Origin of the sequence: Gallibacterium anatis DSM 16844 = F 149, from assembly GCF_000379785.1 — a bacterium.
Classification (GTDB): Bacteria; Pseudomonadota; Gammaproteobacteria; order Enterobacterales; family Pasteurellaceae; genus Gallibacterium; species Gallibacterium anatis.
On sequence record NZ_KB903678.1, the window covers coordinates 1 to 21,354 of the forward strand.

The following is a 21,354-nucleotide window of genomic DNA, read 5'->3' on the forward strand; positions in this document are numbered from 1 at the left end:
GATTGTTATCATAGCTATGATGTGCTAGATGTTAGTGAGTTTACGCACTATAGAATTAACCACAGTACTCATTTTGCTGAGCGGCGAAATCACATTAATGGGATAGAGAATTTTTGGAATCAAGCAAAGCGTGTGCTAAGAAAGTATAATGGAATTGATCGAAAATCTTTCCCTCTTTTTTTGAAAGAATGTGAGTTTCGTTTCAACTATGGGACACCATCTCAACAGCTCAAAATCCTGCGGAAATGGTGTCAGATTTAACGCTAATCTACTTCAGCCCCATAGCTTTTTATCAGTGGCTGAAAAATGGAAAGTGAAAAAATCCCTAGAAATTGAGCCTCTCACCTTAAAAAAGAATTGGCGGCGTTCGGAAACTTATGTGTTCCTTTGCTTTTTACCTATGATAACAATGAATAAAAAAAGCTAAGTATCAACTACTTAGCCTTTATATCATAAAGTAATATTATAAAATGAAACGACTTAAATCTTCATTTTCAACGACATCACCGAGAGCGGATTTCACATAAGCTTCATCAATAGTCACTTTTTCACCACTCATATCAGATGCTTCAAAAGAAATTTTATCCATCAAGCGTTCCAACACCGTGTGTAAACGTCTTGCGCCGATATTTTCGGTTTTCTCATTAACACGAAATGCTGCTTCGGCAATTGTGGCGATTGCATCTTGAGTAAACTCAATCGTTACCCCTTCAGTCTGCATCAACGCTTTATATTGCTCCGTTAATGATGCATTTGGTTCAGTTAAAATACGCTCAAAGTCCTTCGCACTTAATGCACCGAGCTCAACACGAATCGGTAAGCGCCCTTGTAATTCAGGAATTAAATCCGAAGGTCTGGAAACCTGAAACGCGCCGGATGCGATAAACAAAATATGATCAGTTTTCACCATTCCGTGTTTAGTATTAATAGTTGAACCTTCCACCAACGGCAATAAATCACGCTGAACACCTTCACGCGAAACATCCGGGCCACTGGTTTCACCGCGTTTACAAATTTTATCGATTTCATCAATAAAAACGATACCGTGTTGTTCAACCGCTTCAATCGCTTTTAATTTCAGCTCTTCCGGATTGATTAATTTAGCCGCTTCATCTTCGATCAACACTTTTAACGCATCTTTAATCTTCATTTTGCGTTTTTGCGTTTGACCGCTGGATAAACTTTGGAACATTGATTGCAACTGGTTGGTCATCTCTTCCATTCCCGGTGGTGCCATAATTTCAACACCAACTGTGCCGCCGGCAGCAACATCAATTTCGATTTCCTTATCATCCAACTGACCTTCACGCAATTTTTTACGGAAAATCTGGCGAGTATTGCTGTGCGAATCATTGCTCTCAACATTGCCCCACTGATCCTTCGCCGGAGGCAACAAAACATCCAGAATTCGCTCTTCCGCCGCCTCTTCTGCACGATAGCGATTTTTATTAATCTCAGTCTGACGTACTAATTTCATTGCGACATCAGTCAAATCACGGATAATGGAATCCACCTCTTTACCAACGTAACCTACTTCGGTAAATTTTGTCGCTTCAACTTTAATAAAAGGTGCATTTGCCAATTTTGCCAAACGGCGAGCAATTTCGGTTTTACCAACCCCTGTCGGTCCAATCATCAAAATATTTTTCGGGGTTACTTCGTGACGCAACGGCTCTTGCAGCTGCATACGACGCCAACGATTACGCAACGCAATCGCCACTGCTCGTTTTGCATCCGCTTGGCCAATAATATGTTTATCTAATTCAGAAACTATTTCTCTTGGAGTCATCTCAGACATTTTTTTATCCTTTGTTTACGGTAATTCCTCAATAGTAAAATTCGTGTTAGTGAAAACACAAATATCACCGGCAATTTTTAATGATTTCTCAACAATTTCTCTCGCCGATAAATCGGTATTTGCAACCAATGCTCTTGCAGCTGCCATTGCATAGTTGCCACCGGAACCAATCGCCAGAATTTGATCTTCCTCCGGTTGCACCACGTCCCCTAGACCGGTAATAATCAATGACTCTTTGGCATCGGCAACAATCAACATTGCCTCCAACTTACGCAATGCCCGATCCGTACGCCACTCTTTTGCCAGCTCAACGGCACTCTTTAACAAATGCCCTTGATGCATTTCTAATTTACGCTCAAACAATTCAAACAATGTAAACGCATCGGCTGTACCACCTGCAAACCCGGCAAGCACTTTATCACCATATAAACGGCGCACTTTACGAGCATTGCCTTTCATTACGGTATTCCCTAGCGAAACCTGTCCATCTCCGCCAACTACTACGTGCCCATTACGGCGAACACTTACGATTGTAGTCATTTTTTCGTTTCCTTTTTTAGTCTATTTAAAAACAATGTTTCCCTATATGGGTGCTGGATAGGAAGTTTCAAGGCAGGTATCATCGAAAGTGATAAATTTTTATCCTAAGTACAGAATAAAAAGAGAAAAAATCAAAAATGTCTTATAAGGATAAAACAATGGTGTCTGCATAAATCATAGATTATGCAAACACCATTTTTCCATTTCAGTTTCAATAAGTTATTTACTTGGCAAATGATACAATCTGTTTTTATACAAATAACTTCCCCATAAGGCATAGGTTAACGCTTCTTTTTTCATCTGATCTGAAACCTCAGCCGGGTTTAAGCTTTTTTGCGTGGTATCATAAACAAACCCTTGCGGTTGTTTATTTGCTTCCAAAATCACCACTTGATGTTTGTCATTCATTAATGCCATTGATTTATCAAACTGCATTAATGCCCTGTTCGGGCTATATTTAGTCAAATCAAATCCCAACATTGGATATTGTGCATCTATGCCGATTAATGATAACAATGTTGGCGGCATATCTATTTGGCTGACTAAACGATTATCCGCTTTAGCGGCAACACCATCACCAATAATCAATGCCGGAATATGGAAATGAGCAATCGGCACAAGCACCGCACCCGACACTCGCGAATCGTGATCAGCTATCACCAAAAAGATTGTATCTTTCCAATATTTTGATTGTTTAGCACGTTTGAAAAACTCACCTAATGCAAAATCAGCATATTTTGCTGCATTGTTTCGTGTCGCTTTCGGCTGTTCATAAAGCGAAATTTTATTATCCGGAAATTCAAACGGATCGTGGTTGCTTGAGCTGAACACTAAACTGAAAAACGGCTTGCCTTGTTGCGATAATTTCTCAAACTCCTGATCGGCACGAATAAACAGATCTTCATCGGAAACACCCCAAGTACCTTTAAACATTGGATGAGGATAGTCATTTTCATCAACAATCTCCTCAAAACCATTGCCATAGAAGAAACTTGCCATATTATCAAAATGTTTTTCACCACCATAAATAAAGGAAGTGTGATAACCGTGACGTTTCAACAAATCAGCGATGGTAAAGAAATTAGTTTGACTATTCGGTAATTTAACTACCGAGCGCGCCGGTGTCGGCGTAAAGCCGGTGATCACTGCCTCAATGCCTCGTACTGAACGCGTACCGGTCGCATATAAATTCTCAAACCACCAACCCTCTTTGCTTAATTGATCCAAATTTGGTGATAGCGGTTTACCATTTAATGCACCGATAAATTGCGCACCTAAACTCTCTTCCAAAATAATCACTAAATTTTTTGGCTTACCTTGATAGCTCGCTTTATTTTGGCTTAAGAGCGGAATATCACCGTCAATATAATCGCTTGCCGGGCGTGGATGCAATGCTTTCAGTGTTGATAACATCTCTTCCGGCGGTAAACGTCCATAAACAGCTGCTGCATTTTCCTCATCCCCCATCTGTTGCATAGCAAACAGTACGGAATAACCAGAATTGAGTACTAACGAGTTGACCAAAGGGTCGGATGAAAATGCCACCATCGAAGGATTAATACCGCGATGTGCAAAAGTAGAACGCGCACCGATAAAGACAAATGCGGCGGTCAACAATGCCACCAATGGACGGTATTTCCATTTTCCCGCTGTCGCATAACGGGTCACATAACCGGATAATTTCCAATATGCCCAAATCGCCAATAGCGTTACGATCAACGAAATAATCATTGTCGCCAGATGCCCTTTTGCCAACATCGTGAACACCTCTTTCGGATTCACTAAGTACTCAACAAAAAGACGGTTCGGACGAAAATCATAAGTACGGATAAATTCCGGTGTTGCCAACTCCATAAAAAGAATGAATACCGATCCGGCTGTCAATCCAATGCGTAAAATAACTCGCATTACTCTGCCGATCGAGCTGTTATCCAATAATAACGTGGAGAACAGTGCAAACAGACCAAATAACCAACACAGTGACACCACATCCATCCGGATGCCCTGAATTAATAATGGAAACCAACCATTTACCGCATCAACACGTTCTTGCTGCCACAATGCTAATCCGATTCGGCTCAAGGATAAAATTACTAAATTCAGCAAGAAAAAGTAGATCACCGGATAAAGAGAAAATTTTCTAAACATACCACCCTCAGACATAAGTCTCTTTTTATTTATTAAAATTATTTCTTTAAAGGAATATTACAAAATAAACCTCTAATACCAAACGGTTATTAGAGGTGATTTCAAATAAAGAGTTCAATTTATTCGTCTATTATTTGTGTTGTCAGATAAGGATTATATTGTTTTTCATAACCTATCGTTGTTAATGGTCCGTGCCCGGCAACAACTTGCATATTATTATCTAATGGCCACAATTTATTTTTGATACTATCGATTAATTCCGAGAAACTGCCGCCTTGGAAATCAGTTCGCCCAATACTCTGTCTGAACAGAACATCACCGGTAAAAGCAATATTTTCAGCCTTATTAATGAACCCGATATGCCCAGGTGTATGCCCTGGCAAATGCAGAACGTCAAATGTTAACTTACCAATCGTGATAACTTCGCCCTCATTTAACCAACGATCCGGCAACAGTGGCGCACAATAAGGCAAACCGAATTGAGAAGCTTGCTCCGGCAGTGCTTGTAACCAATATTCATCAGATTTCTCCGGACCTAAAATATCAATATTTAAGTCACGTTTTAATTTTGCTGCGGCACCAACGTGATCCAAATGACCGTGCGTTAATAAAATAAACTTTGCAATTAATTTGTTATCTTCTAGAAATTGAAGAATTTTTTCTGCATCTCCACCCGGATCAATAATCGACGCATTCTTCTCATCATCCCAAACTACTGAACAGTTTTGCTGAAATGCCGTCACCGGAATAATTTGAACATTCATACTCATTTTTTAACTTCTAAACATTATCAACTACCGCGCCACGTTCTGACCGGACCGGTATCAACGTGTACAAAATTACTGCGCGGATAATAACCAACACCGCCGTTTTTTAACGACTGTGCCACTTCACGCACTCTATTTAACGCTACATTATCAATACGAAAATCTATCGCCTGCCCACGCATATGATAACTGTTGCTCGCCACGCCTTTACTGCGACGATGCATTGCCGCATTAGTTGCCGGCGCACGATAACCGCAAATCACTGAAATTTCACAAGAACGTAAGCCTAAACGCGACTGAATTTGGTAAAACTTCATAAATAATTTTGGATCCATATTGTGAACCAAATTACTGCGTCTATCCCGCATTAAATAATTTAATTTTTGTAATTCGGATTTTGCCAATCCTTTATTCGGTGAAAAAGGTGAACTTAATTTTTCACCTGTATTGATATTTTTAAAGTGTAGGATTTTAGGTGCTGCTGTGGATAATGCTGCCAAAGCGGAGTTGGCTACAAATGAGCTTCCTAGGATAATTCCGCCTAACGACAACCATTTACGGCGTGATTGATCAATATTTCCCATTTCCCTTTCCTATCGCTAACTAAAAAACCGGTTTCCTATTTTCAATGTACAAAAATGATTTTATACATCTTCGACTCAAAATAAGTGACTTCGTGGTAACTTTTCTATAGTTCTATAGTAAATAGTGAGTCTATAAATAAGAGATTAAAAAAGGCTATTGCATAAAGAATAGCCTTTTGGATTATACTGATTTTTACTGATGATCAAAGCAAATATTGTTGCAATAACGATTTATTTTCTTCGCTTAACGATAATTTTTGATCATAGCCATAAATATCAGCAACAGTATGAACCTTACCTTGAGCATCCGCCCACGCTGTTACATAGTAAAGATAGACCGGATTAGTAGACTGAATCGGTACCGAAGTCGTTTTACGGCTTTTTAGCACTTGTGCTTTTTTATCAACACTCCAGCCTGCTTCCGTTAACAATAAAGTCGCTAATTCATCCGATTTATTGACACGAATACATCCGGAACTGATCGCGCGGTTTTTATTATTAAACAGACGATGATTAGGTGTGTCGTGCAGATAGATGGCATCTTTACTCGGCATATTAAATTTAAAATTACCTAATGCACTATCACCGCCCGGCGCCTGACGCAAACGATATGGGAAGCGTTTTGCCGTCATATTTTCCCAATCGATAGTGTAAGGGTCGATAGTATTACCTTTGCTGTCAATGATGGTATAACCGTTACGATAAATATAACTCGGATCTTTGCGAACCTTCGGAATTAAATCTTCATTAATTAAGCGCACCGGCGCATTCCACGGCGGATTGACCACAATATTGCTCAGTTTACTCATCATTACCGGCGTTTTTCTCGCTTTTTTACCAACAATAACACGTGAACTTAAAATTTCCTCACCGTTACGATAATAATGTAATTGAAAAGTTGGAATATTCACAAAAATTCCGGTTTCAAAATCCGGAATAAAACGCAAACGCTGTAAATTAATAGCCAATTTCGCTAATACGTTGCTATCCGCTGTTGATTTTGTTAATTCGGACAAAATCGCTTTTTTGGTTTGTGCATAACGATGATTAACTTGATCAAATTTAGCGACAAAGGCTGCCAACTGTTGCTGTGATACCGCATCCAACCACGCATTAATTACCTCATCACTTGGCAACTGTGCGCGATAACGATAACTGTCATAAAGCCAATTTTGTGCATTTGAACGCACATTGGAAACATAATTTAAATAATTTAACCAACTATCAGTCACTAAAATATCAGCAGCCAAACTATTTTTCTCTACGTGTGAAAGTCTTTCCAATTGTGCTTTTACATCATTGGAAACATTGGTCAAACCTAATAACGCATAATCTTGCAAAAATTGGTTTTTCGCATTTTCATCTTGCCAAATAGGAGAAAAATCTCTAGCCGCATAAATTTCAGCCAGCTTTTCCGGAAATACCAACTGAACATCCTTCATCACCTCTTTCAACTTCAAAAGCTGTGCCTGTGTTTGATCTTCAGTTACCACTGCAACCGTACTCTCTTCCTGATTATTCTCATTCGCCGTCCCGTTCTCTTCCGCAAACGCCGAGCTAATCATCAATGATGAGAGAAACATTGTGGTTAAAACGTGTTTTTTAAGCAACATAATTAACCTCCTGATTAATCCTTAAGTATTGAAATATTTGAATGATAGCGTATAACCAGCTATAAAAATTTAAATCTATCGAACGCTCTTAAAAAAGAGGTGGAGAGATAATCCCTCCACCTACTTTATTCTATAACAAAAAATTACAAAAGATGTAAATTAATTTTGTTTTTGTGGCAACATATCCGATGCCATATGTTCAACTTCTTTTAATACAAAATCCGGTGCTTCATAATCTTTCGGTAAATCATCCAATTTTCTCAATGGCTTCTTACCTTCACGTTTAAATCTGGCATTTAAATCTTTTAAACGTTTAGCATCGTCTTTATCGTTCTCAGCTTTTCTATCCGCTAAATTTAAAGAAAGGAATTTGCGTTGATTGCGCTGATCTCTGGTTTCAATATCTTGATTTAACACAATAAATTCAGGATCGTTTGCCACTCTGGCTTTATGATTTTCTGACAATTTCTTAATTAAATCAGACAAATCTGCAACACGAGTATATTGTGCTTCAGGAATTTTATCCCACGCCAATGCATTATCCTCTTTACTTTCACCATATTCAGATTCATCAATAAGCTCGGCAATCTTAATATCTGGAGTAACCCCTTTTAATTGAGTGCTTCCACCATTAATACGATAGAACTTCTGAATAGTGTATTGAATTGCGCCTAAAGGTGTCGGATCAGTGTCATAAATAAAGTTTAACGGTCTACTTTGTTGCACAGTACCTTTACCGAAAGTGTCTTGACCGACAATGATCGCACGCCCGTAATCCTGCATTGCCGCTGAAAAAATTTCTGATGCCGATGCGCTGAAACGGTCAACAATCACAATCATTGGTCCGTTATAAAGCTGTTGCGGATCAACATCATCGTGCACACGGATACGGTTGAAAGCATCACGCACCTGAACCACCGGACCGTCACTAATAAACAAACCGCTTAAGCTGACCACTTCCGGCAAAGAGCCGCCACCATTATTACGAAGATCAATCACTAATGCTTCTGCATTTTTCTGTTTCATCTCTGCCAATAATTTAGTGACATCAACCGTTAAGCCATTATAAAAACTTGGAATAGTAATCACAGCAATATTGTGATTATCCACTTTTTCCATTTTTAATTTGGCTGCACGATCTTCAATACGCACCTTATCACGCACTAAAGTGACAATACGCGTTTTGCCGGTTTTTGCCGATTCCAATTCCAAGCGAACAGTTGTGCCTTTTTTACCTTTAATTTTCTCAACAACATCATCAAGACGCCAACCGACCACATCTTCGATTTCACCTTTCTTGCCTTGTCCGACACCAATGATTTTGTCACCCGCTTTAATTTTTTTACTTCTATCCGCCGGCGCACCCGGTACCAGTGATTTAATAATGGTTTCATCATCTTCCGATTGCAATGTCGCTCCGATTCCCTCTAATGAGAGATTCATATCTTCGTGGAAACTTTTCGCATTGCGCGGTGAAAGATAACTGGTGTGAGGATCCAATTCACGAGCAAAAGAGTTTAAAAACAGTTGCGTAATATCATCCGCCTTGGTCTGTGTTAAGCGTTTAATCGCCAAATTATAACGTTTTGTCAATTTTTTCTTAATTTGTGACCAAGATTTCCCTTGCAAACGCATAGAAATGACATCGTTTTTAACACGCTCTTTCCATAATTTATCCGCCTCTTCTTCTGTTTTCGGGAAAGGCGCTTTACTACGATCAATTTCAATCTGATCGTTTTCTTTTAAATTCGGTTCTTTATCCAACAACGAAAGTGCATAGCTATAGCGTTGATAACGGCGTTGTTGCAACAAATCATACATCGCAAAAGCCGCGGTTAAATCGCCTGCATTCAAATCATCATCAAAATGTTTTGCATATTTTGCCCGCAACTCATCAACATCGGATTGCAAAAATGTGTTATGGCTGTAATCCAAAAAGTCGATATAACGATTAAAAATCTTTTCCGATAATGCATCATCTAAAGAAAACTTCTTGTAATGTGATTGAATCAATCTTGATGTTACACGTTTTGCTTCCAATGAATTTGAATCGGATGGTGCCGGGACAACAATTTTATCTGCGCTGATATCCGGTTTTGCCGCCCACGCCGGCACATTCACAAATAACGTACCGATAACGATACTTAGTGCCAATTTCTTGAACTTCATTACGTTCAATCCTCTTAATTCTTATAAACCCATCAATCAATTTGAACTTGCGTTAGAAACAGAAAGCAGGCGATCACCTGCTTTGTTATTTCTTAACCTTTCGTCTATCACAATTGGAATACACGATCTTCAGTAACGGTTAAGACTAATCCTTGTGCCAATTCGACACGAACATTATCTTTGCCTACCGCAATTACGGTTGCAACCTGTGTTTTTTCACCGACTTTAATCTTGACTTGTTGTGATTCTTGCAAAGAAGCCAAATCCGCCGGCACTAAATTCGGTTTGCGTCTAACAACATTTCTGCGTGGTTTGTTATTCGGTTTACGTGCTGCTCGATTTTCTTTCTGTTGTGGACGATGGCTTGCATTTTTTGCTTTGCTTTCACGCAAACGTTGTTCTGCGTGTTCAATATGTTGTTGCTCCACTTCACCACATTCGTTGCCGTCAAGATCAACACGTTTTGCCCCGGCTTTATAACCGTATAAATAACGCCATCCGGCAGTATATTGACGCAATGCACGACGAATTTGTGTGTTGGAAACGGTATTATCATCTTTTAATCTAGCAATAATATCTTGAAAAATACCGATTTTTAACGGTTTTGCTTCGCCCTGTGTTGAAAAACAGCGCGGAAATTTTTCTGCTAAATAAGCGATCGTTTGGTTATTTTCTTGGAATTTATTTTTTGAAGGTGCAACATTTGCTGCTGGTTGCTGATTCGCTGTTTGGTTTTCTGTTTCTAACGACATAGTCCTACTCGTAATACTTGGTTAAATTGCCCTGTTATAGACATTAATTATGATTCATTGTGTCAATCTTTATCATAAAAATCTGCATTTTTAGTTTAAAGATTGACGCCTTGGAAATTCAAATCGATAAGATTATTTACTTGTATATTTTCCCTTTATTTATATACTTGTTCAACAACTTTTATTGGCTTATTTAAACTAATCATCTTATTTATTCAAAAATTTAATGCAAGTTAGACGTTTTTCTCCACTCTCCGCAACAGAACAGGCAATTTGTTGCGATATTTGCGACCACGCCATCTCTTTACCGGCGCTAAACGCAAATCAAAAAGCAAGCTGCCCACATTGTCATCACGTTGTCAGAGTCGGTGGTCTATGGAGTTTAAAGCGTTGTTCCATTTTGGCACTTTCCATTTTAATTTTGATGCCGTTCGCTTTCACCTTTCCACTGTTGAATATTCAACTGCTAGGTGTACCGGTTTACACCTCAATTTGGAGCGGTGTTTGGAAAATGGCGACTGAAGGCTATCCTTATTCTGCATTTTTAGTGCTATTTTGTGCAATTGTCATGCCGGTTTCCTATATTGTTTTGATTTTACTGTTGCAACTTTGCCGTCTTTTTCACCTACGCGCAAGAATGTTGTTGATGTCACTCAACTATATCCGTTCTTGGGTAATGCTTGATGTTTATTTAATTTCGCTTGCGGTGGCAGCATTTAAAGTGCGTGAATACGCCGATATTTCGTTTACGCTTTATCTTATTCCTTTTGTTTTAGTCACATTTTTAACCATCTTGCTGTTTACTAAAACATCACCGAAACAATTTTGGGATCTCTTTTATCCGCCACAATTCCAACAAAATCAACATCTTTGCTACTGTAAAACCTGTGGTTTAAGCTTTCCTGAACAAGCTGCTCCCGATCATATTTGCCCACGCTGTCACGCTAACACTGCATTAGATAAAAATTTAGTATTACAACGTACTTGGAGCACGTTAATTGCCGGCGCAATAATGCTGTTACCCGCCAATTTATTACCGATTTCCGTTGTTTATGTGAATGGTGCGCCGAGTGCAGATACGCTGATTTCCGGCGTGATTACCTTTATTGAAATGGGCAATTACAGCATCGCCGCTATCGTATTTATCGCCAGTATTTTTGTGCCGATTTCTAAGGTGTTGATTATGTTGTACCTTTTATGTTGCATTCATTTCGGCTATAGCAAAAATATTCACTTTCAGATGAAACTGTTTGAAATCGTTCATTTTGTCGGACGTTGGTCTATGTTGGATCTGTTTGTGCTATCGTTAATGATGTCATTGGTCACGAGAGGACAAATTATCAGCTTTTCGGTCGGCCCTGCCGCCATTTATTTTGGTCTTGCTGTTTTTTTGACAATGATTTCAGCAGAAGTTTTTGATACGCGTTTACTTTGGAAAAATTATGAAGCAAACAAATAATAACATTCCTACCTCAATGTCAGCCAAGATTTCCGCCATTAAGCGGATTTCACCATTTTGGTTGTTGCCTTTTATCGCATTTTGTGTCGGCATCGTGTTGTTTTATCAAATTCATCAGGAGCAAGGTGAAAAGATAACCATCTTTTTTTCTGACGGCTCAGGCTTAATTGCGGAAAAAACACCGATTCGTTATCAAGGCTTACAAATTGGTTTAGTCAAAAAAGTAAACTTCACCCAAGATATGAAATCGGTCAAAGTTGAAGCCAATATCTACCCAGAAGCCGTGTCGGTATTACGTGAAGATACTAAATTCTGGATTGTTCAACCCAGCGCCTCGTTAGCCGGCGTTTCCGGTTTAGATGCGCTCGTATCAGGAAACTACATCACACTTTCTCCGGGCAAAGGCGAAGAAGCGGATACTTTTGTGGCTGAAGATCGCGGTCCGATTGCCGAATTGAGTGAAGGTGATTTATTGATCCATTTAATTGCAGATGATCTCGGCTCCATCGAATTAGGCTCAAGCATTTTTTTCCGTAAAGTGCCGGTTGGCAAAGTGAACAACTATAGCTTTACTGATGATAAAAAAGTCGCTATCGACATCATTATTTATAAACAGTATGCAAAATTTGTGAAAAAAGAGAGCCGTTTCTGGAATATCAGCGGAATTAAAGCCGATGCCAATTGGAACGGTATTTCCGTTAGTATGGATAGCGTGCAGGCGATTTTACAAGGTGCAATTGCCTTTGATTCGCCGGATGACAGCAATGAAGTGCAAGGCGAAACCACCTTTCCGCTCTACGCTTCCATCAAAGCGGCAAAACGTGGGCTGAACGTTGATATCACGCTACCTAATGATATTTCCGGTTTAAAAGAGAACGACACGCCGGTCTATTTTCACGATCTGCAAGTTGGTGTATTAAGTGAAATCAATTATGGTGAAGATGAGGCGGTTATCAACAGTACCCCAACAATTCAAGCCAAACTCTTGGTTGACCCAAGCATCAAATCCAATCTCAAAAGCGGTTCAAAAATTGTCTTAATGGATCGCCCTTCATTGGCGGAAGTGTCTAATTTAAATCAATTTTTACAAGGTAAGTATTTTGAAATTATTGACGGCAACGGTACACCGACCAGCCATTTTGAGGTGATAAAACAGTCTGAATTATTACTGCAGCAACCGGGCGCTTTAATTCTTAGTTTAACTTCACCACAAACTTATGGCATAGAAGAAGGGCAACCGATCAGCTATAACGGCATTAAAATCGGTGAAATCGTGTCGCGTCAGGTTGAGATTGACAAAACCACCTTTAAAGCGGTGATTTTGGCAGCTTATCGCCATTTAATTAATGCAGAAACACTGTTCGTGGCCGCAAGCAATTTCTCATTGGATGTAAGCAGTGATGGCGTACAAATGAATGTGGAATCGCCACGAAAATGGTTACAGGGCGGCATTAACGTTTTATTACGCTCCAACAAAACAGGCGGCAAAGCCTTGCAACAATATCCGTTGTATGCCAATAACAGTAACGCACTTGCCGGCATTACTTCGGATAATATCAAACCGACTATCGTGCTGACCACAGCAGAATTGCCTGACATCAGCGAAGGTTCATTAGTGCTTTATCGCCGCTTACCTGTCGGTAAAATTTTATCGATCAAACCGAATAAGCAATCGTTTGATATTGCGGTCTTCATTAATCAGCAATACCAATATCTATTTACCAAACAAAGTCGATTCTGGGCAGAAAATGCGGTACAGGTTGATGTTTCGCTACAAGGGGTCGATATTAAAGCAGCACCGCTTTCCAGAATACTGAAAGGAGCAATCAGCTTCGATAATATTGGTCAAAGCGGTGAGCAAACCATCCTATATCCAACTCAAACTGCGGCACTCTCTGCCGGATATGAAATCACGCTTGTTGCAGATAATGCCGACAATCTTACAACCGGAATGCCGTTACGTTATTTAGGTTTAGAGGTCGGCACTATCCAAAAAATATCATTGGACAAACACAAACAAAGAGTGGTTGCATTAGCGTCTATTCAACGTGATTACTTCAATGCACTCAGTAAAAACGGCAGTCATTTTACCTTGGTAACACCGCAAATCTCTGCCAGCGGTGTGCAAAATTTAGATGCGTTATTGAAACCCTATATCAATGTAAGTTTTGGACAGGGTAAAACACAAACTCAATTCACGTTGTCCCGCGCTTCCGGCGAAAATAATAAATACCAAAACGGTTTTCCGTTAGTGTTGGAAACCGAAAATGCCGCTTCGCTTTCGGTTGGTGCGCCGGTGTTATACCGCGGTGTTGAAGTGGGAGCAATCAGCAATATTAAGTTGAATACTACGGCCGATCGTGTTTTTGTCGATATTCAATTAGCGCAACAATATCGCCATTTGGTTCGTCAAAACAGTGAATTTTGGTTAGCTTCAGGTTATTCCTTAGATATTGGTTGGAGCGGTGTTGATTTTCAAACCGGTACCGCACAGCAGTTACTTCGTGGCGGTATCGGCTTCTCCACGCCTTCCGGAAAAGTCGTGCAGCCAGTAGCAAAAGCTTATCAACATTTTCTATTGCAAACCAAAAAACCGGCTGAAAGCCAAAATTGGAATCAAGGCAGTGCGCCACAAAATTGATAATGGATGGAAAGGGCTCAAAATGGCGGAGCCCTTTCCAGCTTGATCTCGGCACACAAAGTTCTAACTTGGGCTGCTTTCTTCCGAACCTGACCCGCTGAGCTAGAGTTTGTTGCGAGGAACCGAAAAGGACTCCATTGATATGTCGAAAAGACGGGACGCATTATGCGATAAGTTGTCGCCAAATGCAAGTTTATCGCCAGCTAAACTGTTCATTCTTTTAGCATTTGCACGACGTTGCCATTAAATTTCGTTTGTTATTGCCCACCCTCAGCAATTTGCTCCAATTCCGCCCAACGATTTAAAGCATCATCCAATGCCTGTTCCTGTTCGGCTAATTGCTGTAATTTACTGCTGGTCACTTCGTTCGGCTGACTAAAGAAATCCGGCTGATTAATTTCCTGTTGCAACTGTTGAATCTGTTGCTCCAACTGCTCCAGCAATTCCGGCATTTTCGCCAATTCCTGTTGTTCTTTGTAAGAGAGCTTCACTTTTCGCACTTTACTGTCACGAAACGCCTGTTTTTTATTCTCTTTTACCGGTTCTTCTCTTTTTGGCTGTTGCTGTTCTTTCTGTGCTAACACATTCGCCTGTTGCTGTTTCGCATCGTGGTAACCGCCAACATATTTATGCAAAATGCCATCACCTTCAAAAATAAAACATTCGGTTGCCGTGTTATCAATAAATTGTCGATCGTGGCTCACTATAATGACTGTACATTGATACTCCGATAGCAACTCTTCCAATAACTCTAGTGTTTCCACATCCAAATCATTCGTCGGCTCATCCAGAATCAACAAATTATTCGGTTTTAATAATAATTTTGCCAACAATAGCCGATTTTTTTCACCGCCCGATAAGGCTTTTACCGGAATCATCGCGCGCTTAGGTGGGAAAAGGAAATCCTGCAAATATCCAAGCACGTGACGCTTCACGCCATTAACTTCCACATCTTGCTTGCCGTCCGCCACGTTGTCCATCACGCTTTTCTCAGGATCAAGGGTTGAACGATATTGATCAAAATAGGCCACTTCCAATTTTGTTCCTGTATGAATTCGTCCGGATGTCGGTTGTAATTCCCCCAATAACAGCTTAATCAATGTTGTTTTGCCACATCCATTCGGACCGATAAGCGCAATTTTATCACCACGCAAAATGGTCGCAGAAAAATCCTTGATTAGCGCCCTATCCGCTAGCTGATAACTTAAATTTTCAATCTCAAACACAATTTTTCCGGAACGCACCGCGTTATCGACCTGAATATTGGCTTTCCCGATTACATCTCGACGCTGACGACGCTCCTCGCGCATTGCTTTCAATGCTCTCACTCGCCCTTCATTGCGCGTTCTTCTGGCTTCAATGCCTTTACGAATCCAAATCTCTTCTTGAGCCAAACGTTTATCGAACAACTCATTCTGCAGAGCCTCAACGCGCAAATCTTCCTCTTTTTGTTGCAAATATTGATCATAATTTCCCGGATAGGAAACCAATTTGCCACGATCCAAATCGATAATTCGCGTAGCCATTCTGCGAATAAAGGCTCTATCGTGCGAAATAAAAACAATACTACCTTTAAACTCCAACAATAAATTTTCTAGCCAAGTAATGGTGTCAACATCTAAATGGTTGGTTGGTTCATCCAATAACAATAAATCCGGCTCACAAACCAATGCTTTCGCTAAAGCGGCTTTTCGTTGCCATCCACCGGACAATTCTGCTAATGCGATATCCGGATTTAACCCTAATTTCGCCAAAATTTCTTGAATTCTTGTTTCAAAACGCCAACCATCAAAGTGATCCAGCTGACTCTGCACTTCAGACAAACGGTTCATCGTTTTTTCTTGATAATCTTGTGCAATTTTCAACGATAATTGATGATATTCTTTCAATAAATCTGCTAGCTCTCGCACGCCTTCGGCGACATAATCGAACACGGTACCTTCAATATGACGTGGCGGATCTTGTTCCAAACGCGCAATAATACGATCTTTCTCAATAATCAATTGCCCATCATCCATTCCTGCTTCCCCGGCAAGAATTTTTAATAAAGTCGATTTTCCTGCGCCATTACGCCCCACCAGACAGACTCGCTCCCCAGCCTCAATCGCCATATTGGCATAATCTAATAAAGGATGATCACTAAATGAAAGATATGCATTTGAAAGAGTAAGTATCGCCATAATTTGCCTATAAAATCATACAACTTGAGGGCGCTTATTGTAGCCCACAAAAGCAAATAAAAAAACCACTGCAATTCAATATCAAATCACAGTGGCTTTCGCTGATAATCAACTTTATTGTATTGCCTGTTCCAATTCAGAAATCATATTTTCTGTTGCTTTTAAACCGCCAAATGCCAAATACCAATTTGCTGCATCTAAATAAATAATATGATTTTGTTGATAAGCTTTAGTTTTCTTAATTAAATCATTATTCAGTACAATTTTTGCATTATCCTTTTTATCAGTAATTGCCGCTGTACGATCCACTACTAATAAATAATCCGGATTTTTCTCAACAATATACTCAAAACCGACACTCATTCCGTGAGTAGATGATTTAATATTTTTATCTGCCGGCGTAAACCCGAATTTTTGATATACCAAGCTATAACGAGAAGTATCACCATAAGCACTAATACGATTCTCGTTCACCAATATTAATAAAGCATTTTTACCTTTAGTGAATTTATTTAACTCATCCACTTTTTTATCTAATTCCGCAATTTTCTGTTTTGCTACTTCTTCTTTATTTACAATTTTTCCTAGAATTTCCAAATTATTGACTAATGATGGGTAATAATTGTTGTAATCATTTTGATAATAGAATACCGGTGCAATTTCTTTAAAACGATCCAACATTTTTTGTTGACGACCGGAAGCAATAATTAAATCCGGATTTAATTCATTAATTTTTTCAAATGCCGGTTCAGGCAAAGACCCCACATTCTCAAATTTATCTGCTTTAAATGACTCTAAATAAGCCGGTAATGCTGAAGATTTAGGAATACCGACAATACGATCTTCGGCATTTAATTCCCGTAATGTATCTGCCACACCAAAATCTAACACCACAATGCGTTTCGCATCTTGTGGAATAGTCTGCTTGCCTATTACCGAATCGACTGTTATATCCGCTGCATAAGCAGAAGTGCCAATAAAAAAGCCTAGTAAGCCAATAGCAAATTTTAATGATTTTTTCATCATTTTCTCCTTAATATAGATGATTTAAATTTAACGGAAATAGGTGGCAATTCTCTGCCCATTAATTTGTTGAATTGGAATATGCATATCATAAATATCTGCCAAAACATCAGTCTGCATAATATTATCTACTGTACCTTCAGCAATCAGTTTTCCTTGCTGCATTGCGATAATATTATCAGCATAACAAGAAGCAAAATTAATATCGTGAATAACAATTACGACTGTTTTCCCTAATTTTTCTACTAATTGGCGTAATACTTGCATAATTTGTACAGAGTGTTTCATATCCAAATTATTGAGCGGTTCATCCAACAGAATATAATCTGTATCTTGCGCCAATGTCATTGCAATATAAGCACGCTGCCGTTGCCCACCGCTTAATAAATGAATTTGTTTATGTTTCAATTCATTTAAATTCATATAATCAATAGCGTGTGCAATGGCATTATGATCTTCCTCATTTAACCTTCCTTTACTATATGGGAAACGACCAAAAGAAACTAATTCTTCAACGGTTAAACGCAATGGAATATGATTACTCTGTTTTAAAATCGCCAGTTGACGTGCAATATTTTCACTTGATTGTTGTTGCAAAGGAGTTCCATTTAAAATCACTTCACCTTGATCCGCCATTAATAACCGACTAATAATCGCTAATAACGTACTTTTCCCTGCGCCGTTTGGACCGATAAATGCCGTTATTTTTCCTTCCGGAATAACCAATGACACATTATCCACTACTTTTTGCTGCCCAAACTGTTTGCTAATATTTCTTAATTCTATTGCCATTGTTTATTTGTCCTAAGTAATAAATAAATAAAATAAACTCCACCGATAAAATTAACTAAAATACTCAATGTTGTTTTAAAGGTGAGTAATTGTGCCACAATAAACTGCCCTAATACTAATGTAATAATCGCTATTAAAATCGCAGTAGGAATTAACCATTTATGCTGATATTTCGGCATAAATTCAAAGGTAATATTCATAACCAATAAACCTAAAAATGTAATAGGTCCAACCAACGCCGTTGCTACTGAAATTAATAATGTTACGATAATTAATAGCTGTTTAGTTATTCGTTGGTAATTGATACCTAAATTTATAGCTTGATCACGTCCAAGAGATAACACATCCAAAACGCTAAAATAACGAATACTGAAAAGAGAAATAGCTACAATCATTATTGTCGCAATCCATAAAATATTGGTATTAATCCGGTTAAAACTAGCAAAGCCAATATCCTGTGCAATTTGGAATTCATTCGGATCAATTAATACTTCCATAAAAGTAGTCATACTTTGGAATAAAGTACCAAATACTATTCCTACTAATAATAAGAAAAACATATTTTGCTGTTCTTGTCTAAATAATAATTGATATAAGACTAATGCAAATAGCAACATTATTGCGCTTGAAAAGAAGAATAATCCAATAGAATCAATCGCAAATAATGTCGCTGATCCTGAAAAAAAGATAATAGCCGTCTGTATAAATAAATATAATGAATCTAACCCCAGTACACTCGGCGTTAAAATTCTATTATTAACCAACGCTTGAAACAGCATTGTCGATAATGCTATTGCCGTGCCGGTAACAATAATAGCTAATAAAGATAAACTCCGATGCATTAATGCATATTGCCAACGATTTGGTAATTGGTATAACAAATAAAAAACTGTTACAACAATCGCAACTACAATCAATAATATAATCTTTAAACGGCAAGAGAAAATATTACGCATTACGATACCTTTTAAATAATAAATAGAGGAAAATAGCACTACCAAAAACGCCAACTACGGCATTAATCGAAATTTCATAAGGATAAATCACAATGCGTCCAAGAATATCGCAAAATAATACAAAAATAGCACCTAATAATGCTGTATGCGACAAAGTATTGCGTAAGTTATCTCCTAAATATAAAGCGACAATATTTGGGATAATTAATCCTAAAAAAGGAATAACGCCTACGGTAACAATAACAATGGCGGACACAATCGAAACAATGGCTAGTCCTAAATAAAGTACCTGCTTATAATTTAATCCTAAGTTGGTGGCAAATTCTTCTCCCATCCCGACAATAGAAAAACGTTGCGCATAAATATATGCAAATAATAATGTTGGGATGCTGATATAAAGCATCTCATAGCGTCCACTCATAATGAGCGAAAAATCGCCTTGCAACCAAGCAGATAAATTTTGTAATAAATCTTGTTGGTAGGCGATAAAAGCGGTCATAGAACTAATAATATTGCCAAACATAATGCCAACTAGCGGCACAAAAATAACATCGGTAAATTTTAGTTTTGACAATAAAGTCATAAATAATAATGAGCCGGCAAATGCGGCAATAATTGCAATAGCCGATTTTAATAACATTGAAGCATCAGGAAAGCAAAGAATAGCTAATAACACACCTAATCGCGCACAATCCATCGTTCCGGCGGTGGTTGGCGAAACAAAGCGATTACGACTAAGTTGTTGCATAATTAAGCCACAAATACTTAAACCGGCACCGGCAATCAAAATGCTCACTAAACGAGGAATACGGCTGATCAATAAAATTTGCCACTGTTCGGCATCAAATTGTAGTAGACCGCTAATAGAGACGGAACTCACACCGATTAATAAAGAAGTAATTGATAATACCGCCAATAATAACAACAGATATCGTCGTTGAATCATCATTTTATATCAACTCTTATAAATGAGAACAATTCTTATTTTTCTAATAAGCGGCAATATTGCCACGATAGCAAATGAATTTCAAGTAAAAAATAACCCTGTTATCTATTGGGAATAACAGGGTTTTCACAAAAAAATAAACTATACTGTTTTAATTTATAGCGCACCACATTACGCGTTTCTATAAGAAAAAATTTATAATATCAATTAGTTATATACACTGAATCCATATTTCTCAAACACTTTTGCGGCAGAATCTGTCTGCAAATAACTAAAAAATGCTTTAGCTGCTTCGCTGTCATTACCTCGAATTAACGCTGCCGGATACTCAATTTTCGGATAGCTATCCGCTGGGAAAATAGCCACCACTTTCACTTTGTCACTCTGTTTTGCATCGGTACCATACACCACACCTAAAGGCGCTTCATCTCTTTCCACCAACGCAAGTGCTGCTCGTACATCCTTGCCACGAGCCAATTTAGATTCGATCTTATCCCACAGACCAAGTTTTGTTGTCGCCGCTTTCATATATTGCCCTGCCGGGACGTGATCAGGATCACCGACAGAAAGAAAACTATGCTGCAACTCTTGTATCCAATCTCCTTTTGCAATATCAATTTGCTGCAAATGGCTCTCTTGATTAGCGATCATCACTAAATCATTACCGACCAATACACGGTCTGAATCTTTTAGCAACAACCCTTTCTCTTTCAAATAATTCATCCATTTTGTATTAGCAGAGATAAAAATATTTGCCGGCGCTCCCTCTTCAATCTGTTTTGCTAATGTTGACGATGATGCAAAAGAGAAGACAATCTCATCTTTCGGCGAGTTTTGTTTATACTGTTGAGCAATATCCTGCAACGCATTGGTCATTGATGCTGCAGCAAAAACCGTTACCTGTTCCGCATATGCATACATTGTAGCGATGGAAAATAATGAAGTAATTAATAACTTTCTAAACATTACCGTTCTCCTTTTCTTGT

The 21,354-nt window shown here is 38.7% G+C and carries 17 protein-coding genes and 1 other RNA gene; 3 read left to right on the top strand and 15 right to left on the bottom strand.

Annotated elements, in window-relative coordinates; genetic code table 11:
* Positions 1 to 261 (top strand): IS1595 family transposase (locus A3EO_RS0102510; protein WP_018345856.1); only part of this gene is annotated, 261 nt, incomplete at its 5' end.
* 202 nt (positions 262 to 463) lie between these two features.
* On the opposite strand, the gene hslU is transcribed toward A3EO_RS0102510, so the two are convergent.
* The 8 genes from hslU to proQ form a co-directional block, all read right to left on the bottom strand.
* Complete coding sequence (hslU, locus tag A3EO_RS0102515; RefSeq protein WP_013745065.1) at positions 464 to 1,798, bottom strand: HslU--HslV peptidase ATPase subunit; 1,335 nt, start codon at positions 1,796 to 1,798, stop codon at positions 464 to 466.
* 15 nt (positions 1,799 to 1,813) lie between these two features.
* Entirely contained in the window at positions 1,814 to 2,338 is a 525-nt protein-coding gene (gene hslV, locus A3EO_RS0102520) for an ATP-dependent protease subunit HslV (RefSeq protein ID WP_013745066.1), read from the bottom strand.
* A 219-nt stretch (positions 2,339 to 2,557) separates the two neighbouring features.
* Positions 2,558 to 4,501, bottom strand: a complete 1,944-nt coding sequence (locus A3EO_RS0102525; protein WP_018345857.1) for an LTA synthase family protein — start codon at positions 4,499 to 4,501, stop codon at positions 2,558 to 2,560.
* Positions 4,502 to 4,605: 104 nt separating this feature from the next.
* Positions 4,606 to 5,250 (bottom strand): MBL fold metallo-hydrolase, encoded by a 645-nt coding sequence (locus A3EO_RS0102530; RefSeq protein WP_026210960.1) that lies wholly within the window; start codon positions 5,248 to 5,250, stop codon positions 4,606 to 4,608.
* A gap of 26 nt (positions 5,251 to 5,276) precedes the next feature.
* Positions 5,277 to 5,837 carry a YcbK family protein gene (locus A3EO_RS0102535; RefSeq protein ID WP_013745069.1) on the bottom strand — a complete coding sequence of 187 codons (561 nt, stop codon included), beginning with the start codon at positions 5,835 to 5,837 and terminating at the stop codon, positions 5,277 to 5,279.
* A gap of 203 nt (positions 5,838 to 6,040) precedes the next feature.
* Positions 6,041 to 7,450 carry a L,D-transpeptidase family protein gene (locus A3EO_RS0102540; RefSeq protein ID WP_018345859.1) on the bottom strand — a complete coding sequence of 470 codons (1,410 nt, stop codon included), beginning with the start codon at positions 7,448 to 7,450 and terminating at the stop codon, positions 6,041 to 6,043.
* A gap of 159 nt (positions 7,451 to 7,609) precedes the next feature.
* Positions 7,610 to 9,619, bottom strand: coding sequence for a carboxy terminal-processing peptidase (gene prc / locus A3EO_RS0102545; RefSeq protein WP_018345860.1), 2,010 nt, complete (start codon positions 9,617 to 9,619; stop codon positions 7,610 to 7,612).
* 107 nt (positions 9,620 to 9,726) lie between these two features.
* Positions 9,727 to 10,371, bottom strand: a complete 645-nt coding sequence (gene proQ, locus A3EO_RS0102550; protein ID WP_018345861.1) for an RNA chaperone ProQ — start codon at positions 10,369 to 10,371, stop codon at positions 9,727 to 9,729.
* A gap of 226 nt (positions 10,372 to 10,597) precedes the next feature.
* On the opposite strand from proQ, the gene A3EO_RS0102555 reads away from it, so the two are divergent.
* Entirely contained in the window at positions 10,598 to 11,830 is a 1,233-nt protein-coding gene (locus A3EO_RS0102555; protein ID WP_013745073.1) for a paraquat-inducible protein A, read from the top strand.
* On the top strand, positions 11,814 to 14,471 hold the full coding sequence (locus A3EO_RS0102560) for a PqiB family protein (protein ID WP_018345862.1): 2,658 nt from the start codon (positions 11,814 to 11,816) through the stop codon (positions 14,469 to 14,471). Before A3EO_RS0102555 ends, A3EO_RS0102560 begins: the two co-directional genes overlap by 17 nt.
* A 32-nt stretch (positions 14,472 to 14,503) precedes the next feature.
* Here A3EO_RS0102560 and ffs read toward each other — a convergent pair.
* From ffs to modA, 7 genes are all read right to left on the bottom strand, one after another.
* An RNA gene (gene ffs, locus A3EO_RS13055) (signal recognition particle sRNA small type) lies at positions 14,504 to 14,599 on the bottom strand.
* A 129-nt stretch (positions 14,600 to 14,728) separates the two neighbouring features.
* A complete protein-coding gene (locus A3EO_RS0102565) occupies positions 14,729 to 16,651 on the bottom strand; it encodes an ABC transporter ATP-binding protein (protein ID WP_018345863.1) in 1,923 nt (640 codons plus the stop codon).
* Between the two features lie 114 nt (positions 16,652 to 16,765).
* Positions 16,766 to 17,674, bottom strand: a complete 909-nt coding sequence (locus A3EO_RS0102570) for a siderophore ABC transporter substrate-binding protein (protein WP_018345864.1) — start codon at positions 17,672 to 17,674, stop codon at positions 16,766 to 16,768.
* A gap of 30 nt (positions 17,675 to 17,704) precedes the next feature.
* The gene (locus A3EO_RS0102575) at positions 17,705 to 18,466 is read right to left on the bottom strand and encodes an iron ABC transporter ATP-binding protein (RefSeq protein WP_018345865.1); all 762 of its coding nucleotides are present in this window, start codon (positions 18,464 to 18,466) and stop codon (positions 17,705 to 17,707) included.
* On the bottom strand, positions 18,457 to 19,422 hold the full coding sequence (locus tag A3EO_RS0102580; protein ID WP_018345866.1) for an iron chelate uptake ABC transporter family permease subunit: 966 nt from the start codon (positions 19,420 to 19,422) through the stop codon (positions 18,457 to 18,459). The genes A3EO_RS0102575 and A3EO_RS0102580 overlap by 10 nt, the downstream gene beginning before the upstream one ends.
* Positions 19,415 to 20,368, bottom strand: a complete 954-nt coding sequence (locus tag A3EO_RS0102585; RefSeq protein WP_026210961.1) for an ABC transporter permease — start codon at positions 20,366 to 20,368, stop codon at positions 19,415 to 19,417. The genes A3EO_RS0102580 and A3EO_RS0102585 overlap by 8 nt, the downstream gene beginning before the upstream one ends.
* A gap of 207 nt (positions 20,369 to 20,575) precedes the next feature.
* Positions 20,576 to 21,334 carry a molybdate ABC transporter substrate-binding protein gene (gene modA / locus A3EO_RS0102590; RefSeq protein WP_018345867.1) on the bottom strand — a complete coding sequence of 253 codons (759 nt, stop codon included), beginning with the start codon at positions 21,332 to 21,334 and terminating at the stop codon, positions 20,576 to 20,578.
* Positions 21,335 to 21,354: the final 20 nt, after the last annotated feature.

Bases quoted from the DNA above. Each gene is read 5' to 3' on its own strand.
- prc (WP_018345860.1), bottom strand. From the start codon at position 9,619: ATGAAGTTCAAGAAATTGGCACTAAGTATCGTTATCGGTACGTTATTT.
- A3EO_RS0102540 (WP_018345859.1), bottom strand. From the start codon at position 7,450: ATGTTGCTTAAAAAACACGTTTTAACCACAATGTTTCTCTCATCATTG.
- A3EO_RS0102565 (WP_018345863.1), bottom strand. From the start codon at position 16,651: ATGGCGATACTTACTCTTTCAAATGCATATCTTTCATTTAGTGATCAT.
- A3EO_RS0102560 (WP_018345862.1), top strand. From the start codon at position 11,814: ATGAAGCAAACAAATAATAACATTCCTACCTCAATGTCAGCCAAGATT.
- A3EO_RS0102525 (WP_018345857.1), bottom strand. From the start codon at position 4,501: ATGTCTGAGGGTGGTATGTTTAGAAAATTTTCTCTTTATCCGGTGATC.
- proQ (WP_018345861.1), bottom strand. From the start codon at position 10,371: ATGTCGTTAGAAACAGAAAACCAAACAGCGAATCAGCAACCAGCAGCA.
- hslV (WP_013745066.1), bottom strand. From the start codon at position 2,338: ATGACTACAATCGTAAGTGTTCGCCGTAATGGGCACGTAGTAGTTGGC.
- A3EO_RS0102575 (WP_018345865.1), bottom strand. From the start codon at position 18,466: ATGGCAATAGAATTAAGAAATATTAGCAAACAGTTTGGGCAGCAAAAA.
- A3EO_RS0102570 (WP_018345864.1), bottom strand. From the start codon at position 17,674: ATGAAAAAATCATTAAAATTTGCTATTGGCTTACTAGGCTTTTTTATT.
- A3EO_RS0102535 (WP_013745069.1), bottom strand. From the start codon at position 5,837: ATGGGAAATATTGATCAATCACGCCGTAAATGGTTGTCGTTAGGCGGA.
- A3EO_RS0102555 (WP_013745073.1), top strand. From the start codon at position 10,598: ATGCAAGTTAGACGTTTTTCTCCACTCTCCGCAACAGAACAGGCAATT.
- A3EO_RS0102530 (WP_026210960.1), bottom strand. From the start codon at position 5,250: ATGAATGTTCAAATTATTCCGGTGACGGCATTTCAGCAAAACTGTTCA.
- A3EO_RS0102580 (WP_018345866.1), bottom strand. From the start codon at position 19,422: ATGCGTAATATTTTCTCTTGCCGTTTAAAGATTATATTATTGATTGTA.
- modA (WP_018345867.1), bottom strand. From the start codon at position 21,334: ATGTTTAGAAAGTTATTAATTACTTCATTATTTTCCATCGCTACAATG.
- A3EO_RS0102585 (WP_026210961.1), bottom strand. From the start codon at position 20,368: ATGATTCAACGACGATATCTGTTGTTATTATTGGCGGTATTATCAATT.
- hslU (WP_013745065.1), bottom strand. From the start codon at position 1,798: ATGTCTGAGATGACTCCAAGAGAAATAGTTTCTGAATTAGATAAACAT.